Source organism: Halomicrococcus gelatinilyticus (assembly GCA_024227995.1).
Taxonomy (GTDB): domain Archaea; phylum Halobacteriota; class Halobacteria; order Halobacteriales; family Haladaptataceae; genus Halomicrococcus; species Halomicrococcus gelatinilyticus.
In genome coordinates, this window is the sequence record CP100465.1 from 2,335,928 (window position 1) to 2,356,475 (window position 20,548).

General features: G+C 68.8%; 22 protein-coding genes. 12 read left to right on the forward strand and 10 right to left on the reverse strand.

The genetic code is table 11. The features are described from left to right. Positions 1–436: 436 nt before the first annotated feature. The gene (locus NKT36_RS12320) at positions 437–1,759 is read right to left on the reverse strand and encodes a D-aminoacyl-tRNA deacylase (RefSeq protein ID WP_327051348.1); all 1,323 of its coding nucleotides are present in this window, start codon (positions 1,757–1,759) and stop codon (positions 437–439) included. Between the two features lie 170 nt (positions 1,760–1,929). Between NKT36_RS12320 and NKT36_RS12325 the strand changes: the two genes are divergently transcribed. After that, positions 1,930–2,217 (forward strand): transcriptional regulator, encoded by a 288-nt coding sequence (locus tag NKT36_RS12325; protein ID WP_327051349.1) that lies wholly within the window; start codon positions 1,930–1,932, stop codon positions 2,215–2,217. Here the strand turns inward: NKT36_RS12325 and NKT36_RS12330 are convergent, their stop codons facing one another. Continuing rightward, the gene (locus NKT36_RS12330; RefSeq protein WP_327051350.1) at positions 2,218–2,628 is read right to left on the reverse strand and encodes a Rieske (2Fe-2S) protein; all 411 of its coding nucleotides are present in this window, start codon (positions 2,626–2,628) and stop codon (positions 2,218–2,220) included. It abuts the gene before it with no gap. A gap of 126 nt (positions 2,629–2,754) precedes the next feature. Between NKT36_RS12330 and NKT36_RS12335 the strand changes: the two genes are divergently transcribed. Then, complete coding sequence (locus tag NKT36_RS12335) at positions 2,755–3,609, forward strand: aminotransferase class IV (RefSeq protein WP_327051351.1); 855 nt, start codon at positions 2,755–2,757, stop codon at positions 3,607–3,609. Positions 3,610–3,957: 348 nt separating this feature from the next. Here NKT36_RS12335 and NKT36_RS12340 read toward each other — a convergent pair whose 3' ends face one another. Both NKT36_RS12340 and NKT36_RS12345 read right to left on the reverse strand, forming a co-directional pair. Next, positions 3,958–4,470, reverse strand: a complete 513-nt coding sequence (locus tag NKT36_RS12340; protein WP_327051352.1) for a helix-hairpin-helix domain-containing protein — start codon at positions 4,468–4,470, stop codon at positions 3,958–3,960. Between the two features lie 26 nt (positions 4,471–4,496). Further along, complete coding sequence (locus tag NKT36_RS12345) at positions 4,497–5,288, reverse strand: shikimate dehydrogenase (protein WP_327051353.1); 792 nt, start codon at positions 5,286–5,288, stop codon at positions 4,497–4,499. Positions 5,289–5,439: 151 nt separating this feature from the next. On the opposite strand from NKT36_RS12345, the gene NKT36_RS12350 reads away from it, so the two are divergent. The 3 genes from NKT36_RS12350 (at position 5,440) to NKT36_RS12360 (ending at position 10,028) form a co-directional block, all read left to right on the forward strand. Continuing rightward, positions 5,440–6,420 (forward strand): calcium/sodium antiporter, encoded by a 981-nt coding sequence (locus tag NKT36_RS12350; RefSeq protein WP_327051354.1) that lies wholly within the window; start codon positions 5,440–5,442, stop codon positions 6,418–6,420. 95 nt (positions 6,421–6,515) lie between these two features. After that, positions 6,516–7,871, forward strand: coding sequence for a sodium:calcium antiporter (locus NKT36_RS12355; protein WP_327051355.1), 1,356 nt, complete (start codon positions 6,516–6,518; stop codon positions 7,869–7,871). Positions 7,872–8,078: 207 nt separating this feature from the next. Beyond that, positions 8,079–10,028 carry a bacterio-opsin activator domain-containing protein gene (locus tag NKT36_RS12360; RefSeq protein ID WP_327051356.1) on the forward strand — a complete coding sequence of 650 codons (1,950 nt, stop codon included), beginning with the start codon at positions 8,079–8,081 and terminating at the stop codon, positions 10,026–10,028. A gap of 6 nt (positions 10,029–10,034) precedes the next feature. Here the strand turns inward: NKT36_RS12360 and NKT36_RS12365 are convergent, their stop codons facing one another. The 3 genes from NKT36_RS12365 to NKT36_RS12375 all read right to left on the reverse strand — a co-directional run bounded on the left by NKT36_RS12365 (position 10,035) and on the right by NKT36_RS12375 (position 12,554). Further along, positions 10,035–10,340 (reverse strand): hypothetical protein, encoded by a 306-nt coding sequence (locus tag NKT36_RS12365; RefSeq protein WP_327051357.1) that lies wholly within the window; start codon positions 10,338–10,340, stop codon positions 10,035–10,037. 59 nt (positions 10,341–10,399) lie between these two features. Continuing rightward, positions 10,400–11,581, reverse strand: a complete 1,182-nt coding sequence (locus NKT36_RS12370) for a M24 family metallopeptidase (RefSeq protein ID WP_327051358.1) — start codon at positions 11,579–11,581, stop codon at positions 10,400–10,402. 148 nt (positions 11,582–11,729) lie between these two features. After that, positions 11,730–12,554, reverse strand: coding sequence for a YihY/virulence factor BrkB family protein (locus tag NKT36_RS12375; RefSeq protein ID WP_327051359.1), 825 nt, complete (start codon positions 12,552–12,554; stop codon positions 11,730–11,732). A gap of 146 nt (positions 12,555–12,700) precedes the next feature. Between NKT36_RS12375 and NKT36_RS12380 the strand changes: the two genes are divergently transcribed. Beyond that, positions 12,701–13,285, forward strand: a complete 585-nt coding sequence (locus NKT36_RS12380; protein ID WP_327051360.1) for a flavin reductase family protein — start codon at positions 12,701–12,703, stop codon at positions 13,283–13,285. A gap of 66 nt (positions 13,286–13,351) precedes the next feature. Here the strand turns inward: NKT36_RS12380 and NKT36_RS12385 are convergent, their stop codons facing one another. After that, positions 13,352–13,684: a 2Fe-2S iron-sulfur cluster-binding protein gene (locus tag NKT36_RS12385; RefSeq protein ID WP_327051361.1), complete on the reverse strand. Its 333-nt coding sequence runs from the start codon at positions 13,682–13,684 to the stop codon at positions 13,352–13,354. 112 nt (positions 13,685–13,796) lie between these two features. Between NKT36_RS12385 and NKT36_RS12390 the strand changes: the two genes are divergently transcribed. Continuing rightward, a complete protein-coding gene (locus NKT36_RS12390; RefSeq protein ID WP_327051362.1) occupies positions 13,797–15,167 on the forward strand; it encodes a geranylgeranyl reductase family protein in 1,371 nt (456 codons plus the stop codon). Between the two features lie 82 nt (positions 15,168–15,249). Here NKT36_RS12390 and NKT36_RS12395 read toward each other — a convergent pair whose 3' ends face one another. Both NKT36_RS12395 and NKT36_RS12400 read right to left on the reverse strand, forming a co-directional pair. Then, positions 15,250–15,564 carry a HalOD1 output domain-containing protein gene (locus tag NKT36_RS12395; RefSeq protein WP_327051363.1) on the reverse strand — a complete coding sequence of 105 codons (315 nt, stop codon included), beginning with the start codon at positions 15,562–15,564 and terminating at the stop codon, positions 15,250–15,252. A gap of 142 nt (positions 15,565–15,706) precedes the next feature. Beyond that, the gene (locus tag NKT36_RS12400) at positions 15,707–16,270 is read right to left on the reverse strand and encodes a plastocyanin/azurin family copper-binding protein (protein ID WP_327051364.1); all 564 of its coding nucleotides are present in this window, start codon (positions 16,268–16,270) and stop codon (positions 15,707–15,709) included. Positions 16,271–16,428: 158 nt separating this feature from the next. On the opposite strand from NKT36_RS12400, the gene NKT36_RS12405 reads away from it, so the two are divergent. The 5 genes from NKT36_RS12405 (at position 16,429) to NKT36_RS12425 (ending at position 20,513) form a co-directional block, all read left to right on the forward strand. Next, on the forward strand, positions 16,429–17,619 hold the full coding sequence (locus NKT36_RS12405) for a threonine synthase (protein ID WP_327051365.1): 1,191 nt from the start codon (positions 16,429–16,431) through the stop codon (positions 17,617–17,619). A 206-nt stretch (positions 17,620–17,825) separates the two neighbouring features. Further along, positions 17,826–18,242, forward strand: a complete 417-nt coding sequence (locus NKT36_RS12410; RefSeq protein WP_327051366.1) for a cobalamin B12-binding domain-containing protein — start codon at positions 17,826–17,828, stop codon at positions 18,240–18,242. Continuing rightward, a complete protein-coding gene (meaB, locus tag NKT36_RS12415; protein WP_327051367.1) occupies positions 18,239–19,252 on the forward strand; it encodes a methylmalonyl Co-A mutase-associated GTPase MeaB in 1,014 nt (337 codons plus the stop codon). The genes NKT36_RS12410 and meaB overlap by 4 nt, the downstream gene beginning before the upstream one ends. Before the next feature lie 84 nt (positions 19,253–19,336). Beyond that, positions 19,337–20,278, forward strand: coding sequence for an alpha/beta fold hydrolase (locus NKT36_RS12420; RefSeq protein WP_327051368.1), 942 nt, complete (start codon positions 19,337–19,339; stop codon positions 20,276–20,278). A 64-nt stretch (positions 20,279–20,342) separates the two neighbouring features. Continuing rightward, complete coding sequence (locus NKT36_RS12425; RefSeq protein ID WP_327051369.1) at positions 20,343–20,513, forward strand: hypothetical protein; 171 nt, start codon at positions 20,343–20,345, stop codon at positions 20,511–20,513. Positions 20,514–20,548 lie beyond the last annotated feature (35 nt).

Sequence of the window (20,548 nt, forward strand, 5' to 3'; positions counted from 1 at the left end):
GCGAACATCGTAAGCAGTGAAAAGTCCTGACCGACTCTATTTGAGCACGGAAGTCGCAGTCCGCGAACGAAGTGAGCGGAATCGTCTTCCGGCGTTCAAATCGGGGAGGGCGGACTACTTCTGCCGTCGCTCGACTCCGAGCGACGGCTGTGTAGGTTCACCGACCCGATGTGTTCTCGTGCCGTGCGCGATGTGCCCTCGTGCCGTGCGGACCGTTCCGTTCTTCGCCGCTAGGCCTCTGACGTGCTCCGGACCCGTATCACTCGCCATCCACCGACTCGTCTAACCGCTGTAAACGCTTCCTCTGGCGCCGCTGCTCCGCCATCTCTTGCGGGGGTACTATTGCGCCTTTCCGTAATACGGCTGACGTAATACGGCTGGCTTGCGCCGGTCCCGCTGGCGTGGCGGCCGTTCTGCAGCGGGTCCGACGCCCACCTCAGACGGGGAACCGGTGGGTGCGCTCGCTGTGGACGGCCTCGGGGACGATCGTCTCGCCGTCCACCTCGACCGCCTGGCCGTTCGACAGCTTTCCGAACGCCGGTCCCTCCGGCACGCCCAGTTTCCGGGCCTTCGCGGGGTCGAACGCGGTCTCGTGGGCGACGACGGCACCGTCGGCGCGCTCGACGGCGTCGTACTTCTCGGCGACGACGGCGGCCAGTTCGTCGACGATGCGGTCGTAGTCGTCCCGGTCGCGGACCGCCGCGCGGCCCGCCACGCGGCTGCCACCGTCGGTGGTCTCGTAGGCAAGCGCGTGCCCGGCGACGGCCTCGCGTGCTCGCTCGTGGTCGACGCCGGAGGCGTCGTCGAGCAGTTCGGCCGGCAGGTCGACGACCGAGAACGACCGGCGTTCGTCCGCCAGGTCGCCGAAGCGCAGGCCGTCGTCGACGTGCGTCAGCGCCGCTTCGAGGTCGCCCGCGAGGTCGAGCGGGACGCCCGTCGTCTCCCGGACCCACGTCTCGCTCACGACGCGGTAGCCCAGGTCCTCCACGACGGCCGTCAGCCCTGGGTGGTCGCCCTCGACGAGGGCGTGGTCGGCGTCGCTCCGCTCGAAGGCCTGCCGGACCGTGTCGCGGCGCTTCGCCGGGTCGCCCAGCGACTCGAGACACCAGTCGGCGGCGACGTGTCCGACGGCCCAGTCCGTCTCGCGGACGACCCGCTCGAAGCGCGGGACGTAGTGGCCGCCGCCGAAGCCGACCAGCTGGCGCTCGCGATGGGGTGCGACGCCGCGCAGGTCGAGGATGGCGCGCGCGACCGCGCGGGCTCCGTCGGGGTCCGACCACTCCTCCTCGCCACTGCCGAGTTCGACGAACATCGAGGGGACGCCAACCCTGCTCGGGCCGTGGTGGGTGCACTCCATGCCGACCTCGTACCCCTCGGGCGCGTGCTCGTCGAACGCCGACAGCAGGCGCGCCTGGGCGTTCGGGCAGGCCCGCGCGAGGTCGCCCTCGGTCCCGCCGTACTCCGCGTGGCCGAAGTTGCCCGTGAAGTGGCCGGTGAGCAGCGGCCCCGTCTCGCCGGAGTGGCGCGAGGCAAACAGGAGGAGGTCCGGGTCGTCGAACGCCGCCGCGGCGTCCTCGACGTCGAGGTGGAGGGCGTCGAACTCTCGAAGCTCGACCCCGTCCGTCCGGTAGTACCCGCCACCCCCTTCGCCGTCCGGTCGGCTGGCGTCTTCGCGTTCGGTCCACTCCGCGAGGTCCAGCAGGTGCTCGCCGATATGTTCGGAGGCGTGGTCGGCGCGACTGACGACGACGGCTATCACTGTTGCCCGGAGGTGCGTGACGGCTCGGAAAAAGGGCGTCGAATCGGCCGTCGAGACGACCGGGCCGTCCACGCGTCACCACGGTCGTCGGTCCGCGTCGCCTTGCCTGCAATGGAATCGCTCGTCCGACTCCACGATAGGCATTTCAGGGTACGGTTCCAAACCGGGGTATGCGCGAGGCCGAGACGACGCGGAAACGCATCGCCGACTTCCTTCGCGAGGAGCCAGCCTCCCCGAGCGCACTCGCCGCCGAGTTCGACATCAGCCCCGACGCGGCCATCCGGCACGTCCGACACGTCGCCCGCTCGGTCGACGGCGACGAGCAACTGCTGGCCGCGCCGCCGGAGTGCCGCGAGTGCGGCTTCGACCGGTTCGACGACCCGGCGAACCGCCCGTCGCGCTGCCCGGAGTGCAAGAGCGAGGCACTCGACGAACCGGAGTTCGCGATAGAGGCGTAGTCACTGGAAGCCGAGCGACCGGTTCGAGGAGAGGTCGTGCTGGATGGTGGACCCGCGCTCGACGAACTCGTAGTCGTCGTCGGTGAGGTACACCGCTCCGTCCTCGACGGTCACGTCGATCTCGGTGAGCACGGCGCCCTCGCAGGGACCGTAGGTGCAGTATCCGCTGTCGGCCTCGAACAGCGCGCCGTGCTTGCCGCAGACGATCTCGCCGTCGCGTACCGTCGCGCCGTCGCCTTTGTCGAGGCGCACGTCGGTCCAGTGCTGGCAGTAGTTCTTCCACGCCTGGACCTCGCCGTCCCGTCGCACGAGGATGGCCTCGACCTCGTCGAACCCCTCGCGGACGGTAAACAGCAGGGTCGTCTCCTCGGGCACGTCGTCGACGTCGGCAATCCGACTGTCCTCGTCCATCGCCCGCGACTACTCACGGCGGCGGTTTGAGGCTTTCCAACGGCGGCCGCGGCCGCCCGTGGGCACGCTTCGTCCACCAGCACGCTTTAGCCCCGGCGCTCGCAATACCCGATTCGACTGTCCGGCATGTACTTCCACGTCGACGGCGATCTCGTTCCGGCCGACGAAGCCACGGTGAGCGTCCGAGACCGCGGGTTCATGTACGGCGACGCGGCGTTCGAGACGCTGCGCGCCTACGGCGGCGACCCGTTCGAGTGGGCGGCGCACGCGGAGCGCCTCCGTGCGACCTGCGACGCGCTCGCGCTCGACCACGGCATCCCGGACGCCGACCTTCGCGCCCACGTCGACGAGACGCTCGCGGCGAACGACCTGGACGACGCCTACGTGAAACTCTCCATTTCGCGGGGCGTCCAGCCCGGGAAGCTGACGCCCGCCCCCGTCGACGACCCGACGGTCGTGGTGTACGTCGCCGACCTCCCCCGCGGCGGCGCCGACGGCGAGTCGGTGTGGGACGTCCCTGCGACGGCCGCGGTGGTCGAGACCCGGCGCGTCCCGGACGCCGCGCTCCCTGCGAGCGCCAAGACCCACAACTACCTGAACGGCATCCTTGCGCGTCTCGACGCCGACGATGCGGACGAGGCGGTGATGATCGATTCGGACGGCGCGGTGACGGAGGGCGCGACGAGCAACCTCTTTTTCGTCCGCGACGGCGTGCTGAAGACGCCGAGCCTCGACGGCCCCGTCCTGCCGGGCATCACCCGCCGGGTCGTCCTCGACCTCGCCGACGTCGTCGGCGTGCCGACCGAGACGGGGCGGTACTCGCCCGACGACGTCCGCGCGGCCGACGAGGCGTTCCTGACGAACTCGACCTGGGAACTCCGTCCGCTCGCCTGCCTCGACGGCGTCGAACTCGGAGGCGGGCCGGTGACGGAGCGACTCGTACGGGCGTTCGACGAGCGCGTCGAACGGCGGCACTACTGAGGCGTCGACGCGCGACGGTCGTCTTCCGTGGGACGACGCTACCGTCAGTGCGCCCTTCTTGCAGTCCGTCGGCCGACGGGCTCCCCTCCCCGTCTCCTCCCGGAGTTGGCACTGCTGCTGTACGTACTTCCCGTGATGGATGCACACCCTGATGGGAGTTCACTTATGTCATGGTACAGATCCAGCGCGCGCGTATGCACCCTCCGAAAATACTCCATGCCCAACCAGAACGACGTCCTGACGAACTCGGTATCTATCGGTGAACTGGACCTCGACCGGGACGCCACGCCCGGCGGGGCCGCCCGGGCGGCGTCGCGGAACACGGTCCGCGAGGTGGTGACCGGCGGCCTACAGCGACTTCGCACGCTCCACCCAGCCCGCGATGCGCTTGGGTGAGAGGTCGGTCTCCTCGGCGATCTCCTCGGGGTCTGCCTCGGCGAGTGCCGCCGTGTTCTCGACGCCCGCGCTGCGGAGTCGCTCGGCGTACGCCGGCCCGATGCCCTTCACGTCCTCCAGCGGACGTGCGTCGGCGTCCGCCTCGGACGGCGTCGGTTCCTCCGCCTCCGGTTCCTCCGCTCCCCCAGCGTCCCCCTCCGTGCCGTTCGACTCGGCGGAGTCGGACTCGACGCGCTCGATGTGAGCGGTGGGATCGGTCTCGTCGACGTCCGCTTCGCTCGCTGCTGTCCCGCCGCCGTCGACCGTCTCGTCGGTCGTCTTGATCGCTCGCTCGGTCTCGGCGTCGGGTCGTTCGTTCGACTCGTCGGGCTCCCGTTCGATCGTGACGCCGGACTCGCTCGACCGCGGTTGCGGTCGATCCTCCGCGAGTCCAAGCAACGATTTCAGCTTGGTGATAAGCCCCATTATTGGACAGTACATAGTCCCTGTACTTAAAGCCGTCTTCGGAGCGCCGCGTCCATGCGCTCGACCGGGGCCGACCGCCCGGTCCACAGTTCGAACGCCGCCACGCCCTGGTACAGCAGCATCCACGCGCCGTCGATGGTCGTCGCGCCGCGCTCGCCCGCGTCCCGGAGCAGTCGCGTCTCGACCGGTCGGTACACCGCGTCGAGCACCGCGAGGTCGCCGTGGAGCGCGTCGGCGGGCACCGGCGAGCGGTCCTCCTCCATCCCCACGCTGGTCGCGTTGACGAGCACGTCCGCGTCCGCGACGTCCCCCTGGACGCCGTCGAGGCCGCCGGCGGTCGCTTCAGGTACGTCCGCTGCCAGCGACTCGGCGCGTTCGACGGTCCGGTTGGCGACGTGGACCGTCGCGTCCGCGTCGGCCAGCGCGAACGCGGCGGCCCGCGCGGCGCCGCCGGCCCCGACGACGACCGCGTCCTGGCCCGCGAGGTCGACGTCGTGGTGCTCGAACGAGCGCCGGACCCCCTCCGCGTCGGTGTTGTGACCGGTGGGTTCGCCGCAGAGGTCGACGGTGTTCACCGCGCCGATTCGGGTCGCGAGGTCGTCCGGTTCGACGTGGTCGAGCACCGTCTCCTTGAAAGGAATCGTGACGTTGAGGCCGCGGATGCCGAGCGCCCGCGCCCCTGCGACGGCGTCGCCGACGTCGTCGGGTTCGAAGGTGACGTAGCGGGCGTCGATGTCGAGTTCGTCGTACGCCGCCTCGTGCATCGGCGGCGACAGCGAGTGGCCGACCGGGTTCCCGAGCAGTCCGTACACCTGCATACGTCCGGGGAGCGTCGGGACGACGATAACGCCTGTGATTCACTGGCAGTGTCAGCCGAGGCCACAGTTAATTTTTCCAACGATAACGCGCCGTTCGCTGGTCCGAACTATATCAGTAAGCTTTAGCTGTACAACTTGGTAGAAATGCGCGATGTCACCCCTCGTACTCGCTTCAATCGGCACCCCGTTCGCGATGGACGTCGTCTTCCTCCTCGCGGGCATCCTGTTTCTCTACCTGGGTGCGGAACTACTGGTCAGTAGCGCGTCGACGCTCGCCATCGGGTTCGGCATCGCGCCGGCGACGGTGGGCGTCACCGTCGTCGCGTTCGCGACGACCGCACCGGAACTGTTCGTCAGCATGATCGGCGGCATCGACATCTCCGGGGACATCGGCCTCGGGAACATCGTCGGGTCGAACATCGCCAACATCGGCCTGGTGCTCGGTGCGTCCGCGCTCGTCCAGCCGATGAGCGTCGACCGCGAACTGCTGGTGAAACACGGTCCGTTCATGCTCACGGCCGCACTGCTACTCGTCGTCCTCGGGATGGACGGTCACCTCGGCGTCCTCGACGGCGGCGCGATGCTGCTGGTGCTCGCGGTGTTCACCGGGTTCCTGCTCTACCAGTCCCGCCAGGGCAACGACGACGCGGTGATCACCGAGGAGGTCGACCTCGAGGAGAACGTGTCCGCGAACGCCCGCGACGTGGCGAAGTTCGTCGCCGCCGGGGTGTGCCTGCTCGCAGGGTCCATGGGCCTGCTCGAGGGGAGTACCGGCCTGCTCAAATCGTACGGCTTCAGCAACCTCTTCATCGGCCTGACCGTCATCGCCTTCGGCACGTCGCTGCCCGAACTCGCCACCTCGGTCGTGAGTTCGATGCGCGACGAGGCGGAGTTCAGCGTCGGCAACGTCATCGGGAGCAACATCTACAACGTGCTCGCCGTCATCGGCCTGCTCGCCATCGTCAACCCGCTCTCGGTGAAGACCGGCGTCCAGTCGTTCCACTTCCCGATACTCATCGGGTTCACCGTCGGCGTCTTCGCGCTCGTCGCTACGAATCACCGCGTCTCGCGGCTCAACGGCGCGGTCCTCCTCGCCGGCTACCTCGGGTTCGTCTACTTCCTCCTCCCGTAGTCCGTCCCCCGTCTCGCTCTCTACCGTCCGTCGCTTTCCTTCTCGGCGACCCGCAACAGAAGAACTACCTTGCGGGTATCTGTACGATTGAACGAATGTCCAGTAGCCTCCGTCGTCCGCTGACTGCCGTCCTCCTTGCAGCCCTCCTCACGGTTCCCTGGCTCGGCATCACCGCCACCGGCAACGCCCACAGCGTCAGCACGCTCGCGACCGTGGGTCTCACCGGCATCGCCGTCCTCGGCGCGTCGTTCCTGCTGGCGTGGGCCGCCGAGACGGCGGAGAAGGACGTCCCGCGGGCGTTCGCGCTCGCGGTCCTCGCGGTGCTCGCCGTCGCCCCGGAGTACGCGGTCGACGCGCTGTACGCCTGGGAGGCGGGCGCGAACGTCGGCACGCCGCTCGGTAACGAGAAGGCGAGCCTCGCCGTCGCGAACATGACGGGCGCGAACCGCATCCTCATCGGCATCGGCTGGTCGGCCATCGCGATGTTCGCCGTCTACAAGGCGTTCTCGACCGACGACCCCGCCGTCGAGTACCGCCACGGCTGGCTGGCCGACCGCGACGTCGAACGGTTCCCCGGCGGCACGTATCTCGCCCGACTCGACGACGCGCTCGCCAATCGGGTGCGACTCGACGTCGACATCTCGACCGAGATACTGTTCCTGTTCGTCGCCACCGTCTACGCGTTCTTCGTGCCGCTCGGACGCGGCATCGGCGCCCCCGACATGCTCTTTCTCGTCGGGCTCTACCTCGCTTACATCGTCTTCACGCTGAACATGCCCCACGGCGACGAGGGGGAGCAGGTCGGCATCCCCGCGTACTTCCAGTCGTTCCCGACCCACCTCCGGGTCCCCGTCTACGTCGGGATGTTCCTCTACGCCGGCGCCACGATCATGGTCGCGGTCGAGCCGTTCGCGCACGGCCTCGAACAGCTCGGACAGCAGTTCGGCGTCCCGAAGTTCCTCATGATACAGTGGGTCGCGCCGCTGGCCTCCGAGTCGCCCGAACTCATCGTCGTCGCCTACCTCGTCCACAAGGCGCGCTCGACCGCCGCGTTCAACGCGCTCATCTCCTCGAAGCTGAACCAGTGGACGCTTCTCATCGGTACGCTCGTGCTCGTCTACAGCATCTCGATGGGCGAGTACGGCGCGCTCCCGCTCGAACAGAAGCAGACCGGCGAGATCTGGCTCACCGCCTCCCAGAGCTTCTTCGCGCTCGCCATCCTCGTCAACTTCAGCATCAGCATTCGCGAGGCCGTCGCGCTCCTCTTTCTCTTCCTCGTCCAGCTCTACCCCGACTTCCACCACTACGAGGCGCTCGTCGGGTTCAGCGTGCTGTACGTCGCGCTCGGCCTGCTGCTACTCGCGACCCGGTTCGATGCGCTCCAGCGCCTCGTCGCACGCGTCTACCACCGCATCACCGGCGGCGCGGGCGTCGCGGCGGAAGGCGCCTGACCGGTCTCGTCGCTCCGGAATCACGTCGCTCCTTCGATAGCTGACGTCGGACCGCGCCCGCTCGCGGTCCACCTCCGGCATCTCCCCACCTTCGTACCCGTCGCGCCCGGACGCATCGCCGTTCCAACATAAACCGTTTTGGTACTGGGACTCATCTGTCGGACGAAATGGGGTACCGAAGGACGACTTTCCACACTCGCTCCATCCATGACTGAGGAGACGGTCGTCCTCCTGCTCGAGCACGAGACGGCGTACGCACCTGAGCTGGCCGGGTACGACGAACTCGATGTACTCGTCGCGGACACCGCCGCCGACGCCAGACTCCGCGTCGAGCGGCGAGGGGTCGACTGCGTCGTCTGCAACGACGACCTCCCCGACGACGACGGCCTCGCGGTGCTCGATGCCGTACGCAAGCGCCGCCCCGGCATCCCTTTCGTCCTGCTGGCGGTGGACGGCGACGAGGAACTGGCGAGCGACGCCATCGCCGCCGGCGTGACCGACTACCTGCCGGCGCGGACCGTCGACGGCCCCGACGCACTCCGGGACCGCATCCTGGCGGTGACCGAGCGACAGGCCACCGTCGACGACCGCGTCCGCGCGCTCACGACCGCGTTCCCCGACGTCGCGTTTCTCATCGACGAGGACGGCTACTACCGCGAACTGCTCGTCGGGCCGAACGCCGTTCCGCTCGTGGTCGAGGACCAGCGCGACCTCATCGGCAAGAACGTCCACGACGTGTTCCCGGCGGCGAAGGCCGACCGCTTCCTCGACCACATCAGCGAGACGCTCGCCTCCGACGGCGTGGAGACGATGGAGTACCCGGTCGACCTCGCGGGCAACGAGCGCTGGTACGAGGCCCGGACGACCGCGCTCGGCCAGCAGATCGACGGCAAGGACGCGGTGGTCTGGGTCGCACGCGACGTGACCGACCGCAGGGGGCGCGAGCGCCGTCTCGAACGACAACACGAGGAACTGGAGACGCTGAACCGTATCAACCAGGTCATCCAGGACGTCCTCCACGGCCTCGTCCAGGCGGCGACGCGGGAGGAGATCGAGCAGATGGTGTGCGACCGCCTGGTCGACTCCGACCTGTACGAGGTCGCCTGGACGGCGGAGAACGAGATACGCCGCGACGGGCTCTCACCCCGGGCGCGCGCCGGCGGCGTCGACGGCTACCTCGACGCGCTGGTCGACCTCGGCAGCGACGTCGTGACGGATCCGGCCACCCGCGCGATGGACGGCGACGAACTACAGGTCATCCAGGACATCGACGACACGGAGCTGCTGACGGAGCGGATGAAGACGTTGGCACGCGAGCGGAACGTGGCGTCGGGCATCTCGATCCCGCTCTCGTACGGGAACACGATTTACGGCGCGCTCTCGCTGGTCTCGACGCGGACCGGCGTGTTCAGCGAGCGCGCGCAGTCGGCGTTCGCCATCCTCGGGGAGACCATCGGGTTCGCCATCAACGCCGCGAAGAACCGCAAGCTGCTGCTTTCGGACACGGCCGTCGAACTGGAGTTCGAGATGACCGGCTCGCAGGCGGTGTTCGTCGACGCCTGCGATACGCTGGACTGCAGTTGCCGCCTCCGGGGGCTGGTCCCCGCGTCGGAGGGGCAACTGCTTCACTACGTCCGCGTCGACGACGCGCCGGCGAGCGAGGTGGCGGCGGCCGTCGAGGAACGCGACCAGGTCGAGGAGCAGCGGGTGATCGGCGACGACGACGACGATTCGGTCATCGAGGTCGTGATGTCGGCCTCGCCCATCAAGCGGCTGGTCGAGGCTGGTGCGGCGGTCCAGACCGCCACGACGGCCGAGGGCCAGGCGACCATCGTTGCCGAGGTCCCGCAGGACGCCGACGTGCGCGCCATCGTCGACACGTTCCAGGCCGCCTACCCCGACTCGGAGCTGGTCGGCAAGCGCACCGTCGACCGTCCCATCCAGACCGCCCAGGAGTTCCGCCGGTCGCTGACCCAGCACCTCACCGAGCGCCAGGAGACGGCGCTGCGGACCGCGTACTTCGCCGGTTACTACGACTGGCCGCGCGGCAGTACCGCCGAGGAGGTCGCGGAGTCGCTCGACATCACGTCCGCGACGCTGCACTACCACCTCCGGCAGGCCGAACAGCAGTTGCTCGCCGCCGTCTTCGCGGACTGACCGCCGTCACTGCGACGCCAGCAGCGCCAGCGCGGCGAGCAGGACGACCACCGCGACGATGCCGTAGCCGACGCCGACCAGTTGCTGTGCCGCCCCGTGCCCGCCGGGCGTCACCGTCCAGACGAGGTAGTAGTACGTCCCCCCGACGACGCCGGCGAACCCCCACGTCGAGAACGCGAACGCCTGCGGCACCGCCACCCCCAGCGCCGCCAGCGTCGGCGTGAAGAACGCGTAACTGAGCAGGAGGCCGAGCGCGGCGACGACGAAGAACGGCACGGGGTCGACCGTCTCCCCGTGACGGTTCTGTAGCATGGCATATCGTACGACGGACGGCCGTTTGACTGTGCTGGCCGGAAAGTTCGCTGACAGTGCTACGTCCGGATGACGTTCGACTCCAGGTCGCGCGGGAAGTAGGTGAGCATCTCGGTGCCGTCCTCGGTGACGGCGACGGTGTCGGAGTGGCGGTAGCCGTAGGTGTCGGTGTAGATACCGGGTTCGATGGTGTAGATGTGACCGGGTTCCATCTCCGCGTCGCCCGCGTCGACGTGGTCGTCCCAGCCGCGGTCGATGTACGGCGGTTCGTGGCCGCCGAGGCCGATGTTGTGGCCGACGTGGTGCTGGGCGAGGTCGGTGACGCCCTGCTCCTCGAAGTAGCTCCACACCTGCTCGTCGACGTACGAGATGGAGACGCCGGGACCGAGCGCGTCGATGGCGATGGTCTGGGCCTCCAGCATCAGTTCGAAGTAGTGCTCCTGTTCGTCGGTCGGTTCGCCGACGAACATCGTCCGTTCCAGTTCCGAGTGGTAGCCGTCGACGTTCGCTGACGCGCCGGTGACGAGCACGTCGCCCTCCTGGATACGGCGGTTGACGGTGTGGCCGTGGGGGAGCGCCGTCTGCTCGCCGGTGATGTAGCCGGCCACGACCGGGCCGTCGCCGCGCGTCCGCGGGACGTACTCGTCGCCGAGCGCGTCCAGCATCGCCCGCGAGCCCTCCATCGACGCGCGCTGGCTGGTGGTCGCCGGATGCGCGCCCGGTTCGGTGTGGTCGACCAGATAGCGGTGGGCGAGGTTGGCCCACTTCGCGGACTCGCGGACGAGTTCCACCTCGACGTCGGACTTCGCCCAGCGCATCCGGTCGACCCACGACTGGGACTCGACGTCGACGAACGTCGACAGCGCGGGCCCCTCGTAGCCCATGACGCCCGGCGCGCCGTCGGAGTCGGCGGCGACGGTCTCCGCGTCGAGGCCGTCCAGCATCTCGGCGGCCGTGGCGATGGGCTTCCCGCCGGGGTAGTCGAAGTAGTGGTGGACGTCGTCGATGCGCGGGTTCGGCTGGACCCGCTCCACTTCGAGTCGGGGGACGGTCACCTCGACGCGGTCGTCGGTCACCGCGAGGACGACCGGTCGCTCGGTCTGGATGTGGTCGAAGCCGGTGAGGTACTCGATGCTCGTGGCGCCGAACCAGACGCCGGCGTCGGCACCGGCATCGCCGATCCGCTCGCGGACGGCGGCGAGACGCTCTCTGAACTCCGATTCCGGCACACGCGTTGGCATGCGAGAGGGTTTGACGCGACGGGGGTAAAAGGATTGACCTGGGGGCAAGGCGCCCCGTGGACCTGCGTCAGGTGCCGACGGACGATGACGCCGGACGACGGCGACGGGCCACGGTCGTCACGACGGTGCCGGGCCGCCGGTCGCGGCGTCACTCGCCCTCGACGTAGCTGCTTCGCCCTTCGAGGACGACGTTCACGGTCGCGCCGGCGAGCATGACCACGCCGGCGAAGTAGAGCCACGTCAGGAAGACGAGGACGGTCCCGAGGAGGCCGTAGAGACCGAACTTGCTGGAACTGCCCGCGTAGACCTGGAATCCTGCCTGGAGGGCGAGCCAGCCGACGGCCGCGACGACGGTCCCAGGAAGCACCTCGCGGACGGACACGTCCACGGGCGGGAGCACGTAGTACAGCGGGAGGAAGGCGACGACGAGGCCGACGACGAGGGCCAGTCCGCCGACGAGGTCGAGGTACGGGACGTTCGCCAGTGCGGGCGCTCCCAGCACCGCGCCGACGCCGACCATCAGCGCCACGGCGAGCGCGACGCCGACGAGCGCCACGGTCCCCGTCTTCACCTCCTCGACGATGCCCGGGTTCGGCGAGGTCTCGTACACCTCCTCGAACGCGAGCACGAGTCCCCGGAACAGTTTCAGGGCGCTCCACAGCAGGACGGCGAGCCCGACGGCGGACGCGCCCGCCGTACCCTGCGTGTTGTCCACCGTCCGTTCGACGATGGTCGCACCCTCCGCGGAGAGGTACCGCTTGGTCACCTCGATGAGGGAGTCGGCGAACGCCTGGCCGCCGACCGCGGTCCCCACCGCCACCGCCAGCAACAGCAGCGGGAACAGCGAGATGAACGCGTAGTACGCGAAGCTCGCGGCGAGGAACGTGATGTTGCGTTCACGCGCGAGTCCGACGACCGACTGCACCGTCGAGACGAGGCCCGTGCCGGACTGCCCGCGTCTGGAGACGTCCATGCTGTACCCTCGACGGCCGCCGACAAGTTAGGTGTGGCTATCGGGGACGGTGGCGGCAGCCACGCCGGAGCGGCATCGACGGCCTGGACTCCGGCAACCCGCGCCGCACCCGGAACCTACTCGCCGCCGGAACGGCACGGTCGGGTATGGAGATAGACCCGGAGGAGGTGGGGTCGCTGTACCGGACGCTGGCGGGCGCGGTCGTTCCCCGGCCGGTCGCGTGGGTGAGCACGCGCTCGCCCGCCGGAGTGGACAATCTCGCGCCGTACAGCTTCTTCACGGTGGCGTCGGTCGCGCCGCCCGTGCTCCTGTTCGCCCCCGTCGACGGCCCAGACGGCCTGAAGGACACGCCGCGCAACGTCCGCGAGACGGAAGCGTTCGTCGTCAACGTCGTCACGGAACCGCAGTCGACGGCGATGAACGCCACCAGCGCGACGCTCCCGGCGGGCGAGAGCGAGTTCGACCACGCGGACGTCGAGCGCGCCGAGGCGACCGTCGTCGACGCGCCGCGGGTCGCGGACGCCCCCGTGGCCTTCGAGTGCTCGCTGTACGACTTGCTGTCGGTCGGCTCGTCGACGCTGGTCCTCGGCGAGGTCGAGCGCGTCCACGTCGACGACGACGTTACGACCGATGGGCGACTCGACGTGACGAAACTGGACGCGGTCGGTCGCCTCGCCGGCAACCAGTACGCTCGGACGGACGGCCGGTTCTCGATGGAGCGACCGCCGTAGTGTGACGGTCGGGTTGATAGCGAGACGTTCGGCAGAGAAGGAGCACGGACCGTCCGTCGGTTGGAGTCAGTCGTCGTCGGCCGCCGCACCGTCGCCCATGGCCTCGACGTCGGTCTCGATGCTCGGCGGGTACTTGCCCCGGTCGAGCACGAGGTCGCTCTGCGGGCGGGCCATGCAGGTGAGGGCGTACTCTTCGGCCTCCGCGTCGGTGAGGCCGCGGGCCGCGGGCTGGGTCACGTCCCCCTCGATTATCTTCGCCGAACAGGCGAGACACATGCCCACGCGGCAGGAGTACTCCTGGGCGATGCCCTCCTCGATGCAGCGGGAGAGGATGGTCTCCTTGTCGGAGACCTCGACGGTCTCGCCCGTCCCGACGAACTCGACGGTGTACTCGGTCATACGGCGCGATACGAACGACCCGTACTAAACGTTTTATCCACCGCTTCGACCTTCGTGAGAGGACAAAACCGTGGATAAAGAGTTTTCTCGTTCCCGTCACGTAGCGGAAGGTATGACTACACACGAGTACGACGTCGTCGTCGTCGGCGCGGGGACGTCGGGCTGTTACGCCGCCGCGACCGCCGCCCGGGAGAGCTACGACGTGGCGGTCGTCGAGCGCAAGACCGAGGAGGAAGCGGGACACATCGCCTGCGGCGACGCGCTGAAGGGCGCGGACGAGTTTCCCGAGGCCATCCCGAAGTCCCAGATCGAGTCGGCGTTCACCAACACCGACGTCGACCACGGCCGCTTCGAGATTCCCCAGGAGGACACGGTCCTGGAGATCCCCGTCCCCGGCGAACTCGCGGTCATCGACCGCTGGGAGTACGGCCGCAAGGTCATCGAGGGCGCGACGAAGGCGGGTGCCGACTTCCACTACGACACCGTCGTTCAGGACGTGAAACAGGACGAGACCGGTACGGTCACCGGCGTCCGCGCCACGTGCGACGGCGACGCCGTCGAGTTCGACTCCACCGTTCTCGTCGACGCCGCCGGGTCGCTCTCCATCCTCCAGGACAAGGCCGACCTCGCGGACGCGACCTTCGACACGAACGTCAACTACTCGCAGTTCTGCTCGGCGTACCGCGAGATCGTCCACGTCGACGAACCCGTCGAGTGGGACGACGCGCTCGTGTTCAAGCCGACCGACCGCGCGGCGGGCTACCTCTGGTACTTCCCCCGCACGGAGACGGAGATCAACGCCGGCCTGGGCTTCCAGATGACCGAGGAGCCGATGCACCTCGTCGACGACCTCAAGGAGGACCTCCAGAACCGGCCCGAGTTCGAGGGTGCGACCGTCGAGGACAAACTCGGCGCGGCGCTGCCGACCCGGCGTCCCTACGATTCGGCCGTGGCGCCCGGCTTCATGGCGGTCGGCGACGCCGCCGGCCACGTCAACCCGACCACGGGCGGCGGCATCGCGGGCGCAGCCTACGCCGGCAAGTACGCCGCCGAACAGGCGATGGAGGCCGTCGAGTCCGGTGACGTGAGCGAGGCCGCACTCTGGGAGTACAACGAGCGCGTCATGGACCACTTCGGCGCGCGCTACGCCGGCCTGGACGTGTACAACATCTTCACGACCGCGGTCGACGTCGACGACCTGATGGGGCTGCTCGGCGCGCTGCCCACCCAGAAGCTCTCGGAGGCGCTGTACTCCGGCAGCGCCAGCATCGGCTGGAAGCTGAAGCTCCGGACGGCGATCAGGTCCATCGGCCACTTCGACCTGGTCACCGACCTCTACCGCACCAAGAACCTCGCCGACGAGATCATCGACCACTACGAGCGTTACCCGGCCGACCCGCGCGGACTCCCCGCGTGGCAGGAGACGCGCGACTCGCTGCTCGACCGCGTCTACGAGACGACCGGTGCAGAACCGAAGTACTGAGCCGACGACCCTTCTCGATACGTCCCGGGTGGACTTCGTCCGCCGATACGCACGCTCGTCGCGTTCGTCCGTCGCGCGCCGGTCAGTTCAGGTCGCGGACGACGATCTGACCGTAGCTGTAGACCGTCACCTCGTAGTCGAGCACGGTGAAGACGACCTGGCCCCCGATCCGCGGCGACCCGTCTATCTTGTCGCTGAACAGGTTGTCGAGCGCGTCGGGGTCCATGATGTCGTACAAAGGCGTCCCGATGTCGGCAGGGTCGACCCCGGCCGCGTCCGCGATCGCCACCACGACCGCCGTGCTGAGCGGTTCGTCGTCGGCGTAGGTCGTGTACTGCGTCGCTCGCTCGGTGTTCTTCAGCGTTACCGCGTTCTCGTCGTTGACGTTTCCGTTCATGATAATCCTCGTTGTGCGTTGGATGTCGCGTGCCGCAGTTGCCTACTCCGTCCAAACCGGGCAGAGGAATATAAAAATTGCCGTGTGTCTTTGAAACGGTTGGAAGGATTTCACTATTGTGCGCCAGCCACAGAACCGGCCGTCAGTCGAGTCCGTAGTCACCCCCGTACTTCAGGAAGAAGTACACGAGCAGGAGGACTGACGCCATCGCCGAGACGGTGGCGACGCCGATGGTCTTGGCGCTGTTGGGGATGGACGGCACTGCTGCACCGTCCCCTTCGCCGCCGCCCGCGCCGACCGTTATGGTGCCGACCATCCCGGCCGACTCGTGCGGGATGCAGAAGTACCCGAACTCCCCTTCTGTCTCGAACGTGTACTCGTACGTCTCACCGCCGCCGATGTCGCCCTGGTCCGGATACGCCTGCCGGGCGGCGTCCTCGCCGTCGAACGGGCCGCCGCTGGCGAAGAACTCCGCCTCCTCCGGGATCTCGTCCTCGTAGGCGGTCACCGAGTGACCGACGGTGCCGACGTTCTCCCAGACGACGGTCGTTCCCGGGGCGACCGTCGCCTCCGCCGGTTCGTACACGAGAGCGTCGGTCATGTCGATGGTCTGCTGTTCCTGTGCGACTGCTTCACCGGCGGCGGCCGACGCTGCTGCTCCCCCGGTCATCGCGCGGAGGAAGCCGCGCCGTGTGGTACCCCCCATGGAACCCGAATCGACGTCCGGGGAAAAGCAACTTTCGCCCAACGAAGCTACTTTCCCCGCCGGGGCGTCGCCACGGGAACGCTGGCGGGGGTCCAACCTGTCGTCGTTCCGAGACGGGGATGGACAGGGATTTGTTCCCGCCCGCGGAACGGTCGGACATGGAGACGACGGACGCGTTCATCGGCCTCACCTGCGTCGACTGCGGCGAGACGTTCGACGCGGAGACGGCGACGCACCGGTGCCCGGACTGCGGGGGAATCCTCGACCCCGACTACGACTACGACGATATCGAACTCTCGCGTGAGGACCTGGCGGCCCGGCGGTTCGACACGATGTGGCGCTACGAGGAACTGCTGCCGTTCACGCGCGAATCGGCGGTCTCGATGGCCGAGGGCGCGACCGCGCTCGTCGACTGTCCCTCGCTCGCCGAGGAGATGGGCGTCGGGCGCGTGCTCATCAAGGACGAGGGTCGCAACCCGACGGGGACGTTCAAGGACCGCGGCCAGTCCGCAGCGGTGACGGCGGCGGTCCAGCACGGCGCGACCGACGTGGCGCTGAACTCGGCCGGCAACGCGGGCCAGGCCGCGGCCGCGTACGCCGCCCGGGCCGGCCTCGACTCCCACGTCTTCCTCCCGACGCGCGCCGGGTTCACGAACAAGGCGATGGTGAACGTCCACGGCGGCGACATGACCGTCGTGGAGGGGCGCATCGGCGACGCCGCCGCGGCCTACGAGGACGCGATGGCCGACGAGGACTGGTACTCGGTCAGGACGTTCGAGACGCCGTACCGCCACGAAGGGAAGAAGACGATGCTGTACGAACTGGTCGAGCAGAACGACTGGGCGGTTCCGGACGCCGTGGTCTACCCGACCGGCGGCGGCGTCGGCCTCGTCGGGATGCACAAGGCCGCGACGGAACTCCAGGAACTCGGACTGGTCGACGACGGCCCCGCGATGTACGCCGCCCAGGCCGAGGGCTGTGCGCCCATCGTCGAGGCGTTCGAGGCGGGTCGCGACGCCCACGAACCGTGGGAGACCCCGGACACTATCTGCGGCGGCATCGAGATCCCAGACCCCGGCGCTAGCCCGCTCGTCCTCGACGCGCTCCGCGAGAGCGGCGGCGGCGCGGTGGCGACCAGCGACGAGGACATCCTCGACGCGGCGGTGGCGGTCGCCCAGCAGGCCGGCGTCGAGATGGGCGCGACCTGCGCCGCGACCGCCAGCGGTGCCTGGGAACTCTCCCGGCAAGGCGCGTTCGACGAGGACGACACGGTCGTCCTGCTGAACACCGGCGCGGGCAACAAGGACGACGACATCCTCCGCAGCCACCTGATGAGCAAGGGCATCTGAGGACCGGACGGTCACCGACCCGCGACCGTCGTTCCTGCCGGCCCGCGACCCTCTTTCTCCGCCGCCCGGGCCCCTCTCACGATTGGACGCGCGTCGAGCCGACCGCACCGTCCGCGCCACTTCTACAAACATAGTTGCCTTACAGCAAACAGCATTTCACACGGATTTCCGTTAAAGTGAAAGCCGAACACCCGGAAGTGGGTGGTATGAGCGCAGATCAGGAACCGCAGTCGATCCGCTGTCTCGTCGCCAAGGTCGGTCTGGACGGTCACGACCGGGGCGCCCACGTCATCGCGCGGGCGTTCCGGGACGCCGGGTTCGAGGTCATCTACTCCGGCCTCCACAACGCGCCCGACGAGATCGTGCAGGCGGCGGTCCAGGAGGACGTGAACGTCCTCGGCATCTCCATCCTCTCCGGCGCGCACAACACGCTCGTCCCCAAAGTCATCGAGGGGCTGAAGGAGTACGACGCGTTCGACGACACGCTCCTGCTGGTCGGCGGCGTCGTCCCCGACGACGACAAGGAGGAACTCAAGGAGGCGGGCGTCGCCGAGGTGTTCGGTCCCGGGACGCCGATGGAGCAGACCATCGAGTTCGTCCGCGAGAACGCGCCCGAGCGATGAACGCCGAGCAGGGCGACCTCGTCGACGAGCTACTGGACGGCAAACACCGGGCGCTCGCGCGGGTCATCACCAAGATCGAGAACCGCGAGCCGGGCTACCGCGACCTCGTCTCCGAACTGCACGCGCACACCGGCACCGCCGACGTCGTCGGCGTCACCGGCAGTCCCGGCGCGGGCAAGTCGACGCTCGTCGACAAGGTGGCCAACCGCTACCGCGAGCGGGGGCTGACGGTCGGCGTCATCGCCGTCGACCCCTCCTCGCCGTTCACCGGTGGCGCCGTCCTCGGCGACCGCATCCGGATGGCGAGCAACGTCGGCGACATGGACGTGTTCTTCCGCTCGATGAGCGCCCGCGGGAGCCTGGGCGGCCTCTCGACGGCGACGACGGACGCCGTGAAGGCGCTCGACGCCTTCGGCAAGGACAAGATCATCATCGAGACCGTCGGCGCGGGCCAGAACGAGATCGACGTGGTGAAGACCGCCGACACCGTCGCCGTGCTGGTCCCGCCGGAGAGCGGCGACAACGTCCAGATGCTGAAGGCCGGCATCCTGGAGATCGGCGACGTGTTCGTCGTCAACAAGGCCGACCTGAAGGGCGCCGACCGGACGGTCCAGGAGCTCACCGAGATGATCGAACTGCGCGACGGCTACGGCGCGAACCTGGAGTTCCCGGGCGAGGTCGACGGCGTCGAGGACTACGACTGGAAGCCCCAGGTCGTCGAGACCGTCGCCAAGGACGGCGACGGCGTCGACGAGTTCCTCGACGTCCTCGCCGAGCATCGCGACGTCCTCGAATCCACGGGGATGAAGGAGGCGAAGGCCCGCACGCGCTACGCCGAGGAGATACGCACGCTGCTGCGCGAGGACCTCGGCGACCTCGTCGAGGCGGAACTCGACGACCAGGGCGGGATGGCGGCGTTCGTCGACGCCGTGCTGGCCCGTGAGACCGACCCGTACGCGGTCGCGGCTGACGTCCTCGCCCCCGTCGAGGACTGCATCGACGAGGCCTGACGACGCCGCGATACCGCTCGTTTCTCCCGGCGACCGCTACGGACTGGCACAACGGCTAAACCCGGCGACGTTGGTTGTTCGTACATGAAGCTCCGGAGACTCGCCACTGCCGTCGCCGGTGGACTCGGCGCGACGGCGGTCGCGAACAGGACGCTCGCCCGGCGTGCCGACCCGCTCGACCCGCCGCTGGAGGGCCACCAGGGCACCTATCGCTGGCGCGGGTTCGACGTGGCGTACACGGAGGCCGGCGACCCCGCCGACCAGGACGTCCTCCTGCTCCACGGGGTCCACGCCGCCGCGTCGAACAAGGAGTTCGACCAGGTGTTCGACCAGCTATCGAAGACCTACCACGTCGTCGCGCCTGACCTGCCGGGGTTCGGACGCTCGGCGCGCCCGCCCGTGAACTACACGGCGCCGCTGTACGTCGACTTCGTCACCGCGTTCGCCGACGACTTCGTCGACGACGCCATCTGCGTCGCCTCGTCGCTGTCGGGCGCGTACGCGGTGCTCGCCCAGCGCGAGACGGGCGCGTTCGCCCGCCTGGAACTCATCTGTCCCACCGCCGACACCACGAAGCAGCGGCCCTGGCTGCGCACGCTCCTCCGGTCGCCGCTCGTCGGCACCGGGCTGTTCAACGCGCTGGCGAGCAAGCGCTCCATCCGGCGGTTCAACGACCGCGACGGCTACTACAGCGAGGTGTCGTACACCGAGCGCGACGTCGACCACCAGTGGCAGGCCGCCCACCAGCCGGGCGCGCGGTTCGCGCCCGCCTCCTTCGTCGCGGGCTACCTCGACCCCGACGCGGACCTCGGCGCGGAGCTCGCCGCGCTCGACGTGCCGGTGACGCTGGTCTGGGGGCGGGAGGCGGCGGTGACGCCGCTCTCGGAGGGCGAGGAACTGGCCGACCGCGGGGACACCCGTCTCGTCGTGTTCGACGAGACGCGACTGCTTCCCCACGCCGAGCACCCCGGTCCGTTCCTCGACGTGCTGTTCGACGAACTCGCGCCGATGGAGGAGCCCGGATAGGGAACCACGGACGTTCTCGCGAACGGACGATAGTTTCACACGGTCCTGTAGGGTATCTAACGCTATGGCCGAGGTTGTGAGCGCCGCCGACTGGCCCCTGTTCGGCCTCTGTCTCGTCGCCGCGACGCTCGGGTTCTACCTGGACCCGGAGAACGCGCTGGTCGTCGCCGCCGTCATCCTCTGGGGCATGCTCGTCGTCCGGGGGGAGGTCCGCAGGGGATACGAAGACGTATAGAGGCAGAACCGGACGGCTGAACGGCCGGTACTCCT

Coding starts and splice junctions, on each gene's coding strand:
- NKT36_RS12325 (WP_327051349.1), top strand. CDS start 1,930: ATGCGCGAGGCCGAGACGACGCGGAAACGCATCGCCGACTTCCTTCGC.
- NKT36_RS12330 (WP_327051350.1), bottom strand. CDS start 2,628: ATGGACGAGGACAGTCGGATTGCCGACGTCGACGACGTGCCCGAGGAG.
- NKT36_RS12335 (WP_327051351.1), top strand. CDS start 2,755: ATGTACTTCCACGTCGACGGCGATCTCGTTCCGGCCGACGAAGCCACG.
- NKT36_RS12340 (WP_327051352.1), bottom strand. CDS start 4,470: ATGGGGCTTATCACCAAGCTGAAATCGTTGCTTGGACTCGCGGAGGAT.
- NKT36_RS12345 (WP_327051353.1), bottom strand. CDS start 5,288: ATGCAGGTGTACGGACTGCTCGGGAACCCGGTCGGCCACTCGCTGTCG.
- NKT36_RS12350 (WP_327051354.1), top strand. CDS start 5,440: ATGTCACCCCTCGTACTCGCTTCAATCGGCACCCCGTTCGCGATGGAC.
- NKT36_RS12355 (WP_327051355.1), top strand. CDS start 6,516: ATGTCCAGTAGCCTCCGTCGTCCGCTGACTGCCGTCCTCCTTGCAGCC.
- NKT36_RS12360 (WP_327051356.1), top strand. CDS start 8,079: ATGACTGAGGAGACGGTCGTCCTCCTGCTCGAGCACGAGACGGCGTAC.
- NKT36_RS12365 (WP_327051357.1), bottom strand. CDS start 10,340: ATGCTACAGAACCGTCACGGGGAGACGGTCGACCCCGTGCCGTTCTTC.
- NKT36_RS12370 (WP_327051358.1), bottom strand. CDS start 11,581: ATGCCAACGCGTGTGCCGGAATCGGAGTTCAGAGAGCGTCTCGCCGCC.
- NKT36_RS12375 (WP_327051359.1), bottom strand. CDS start 12,554: ATGGACGTCTCCAGACGCGGGCAGTCCGGCACGGGCCTCGTCTCGACG.
- NKT36_RS12380 (WP_327051360.1), top strand. CDS start 12,701: ATGGAGATAGACCCGGAGGAGGTGGGGTCGCTGTACCGGACGCTGGCG.
- NKT36_RS12385 (WP_327051361.1), bottom strand. CDS start 13,684: ATGACCGAGTACACCGTCGAGTTCGTCGGGACGGGCGAGACCGTCGAG.
- NKT36_RS12390 (WP_327051362.1), top strand. CDS start 13,797: ATGACTACACACGAGTACGACGTCGTCGTCGTCGGCGCGGGGACGTCG.
- NKT36_RS12395 (WP_327051363.1), bottom strand. CDS start 15,564: ATGAACGGAAACGTCAACGACGAGAACGCGGTAACGCTGAAGAACACC.
- NKT36_RS12400 (WP_327051364.1), bottom strand. CDS start 16,270: ATGGGGGGTACCACACGGCGCGGCTTCCTCCGCGCGATGACCGGGGGA.
- NKT36_RS12405 (WP_327051365.1), top strand. CDS start 16,429: ATGGAGACGACGGACGCGTTCATCGGCCTCACCTGCGTCGACTGCGGC.
- NKT36_RS12410 (WP_327051366.1), top strand. CDS start 17,826: ATGAGCGCAGATCAGGAACCGCAGTCGATCCGCTGTCTCGTCGCCAAG.
- meaB (WP_327051367.1), top strand. CDS start 18,239: ATGAACGCCGAGCAGGGCGACCTCGTCGACGAGCTACTGGACGGCAAA.
- NKT36_RS12420 (WP_327051368.1), top strand. CDS start 19,337: ATGAAGCTCCGGAGACTCGCCACTGCCGTCGCCGGTGGACTCGGCGCG.
- NKT36_RS12425 (WP_327051369.1), top strand. CDS start 20,343: ATGGCCGAGGTTGTGAGCGCCGCCGACTGGCCCCTGTTCGGCCTCTGT.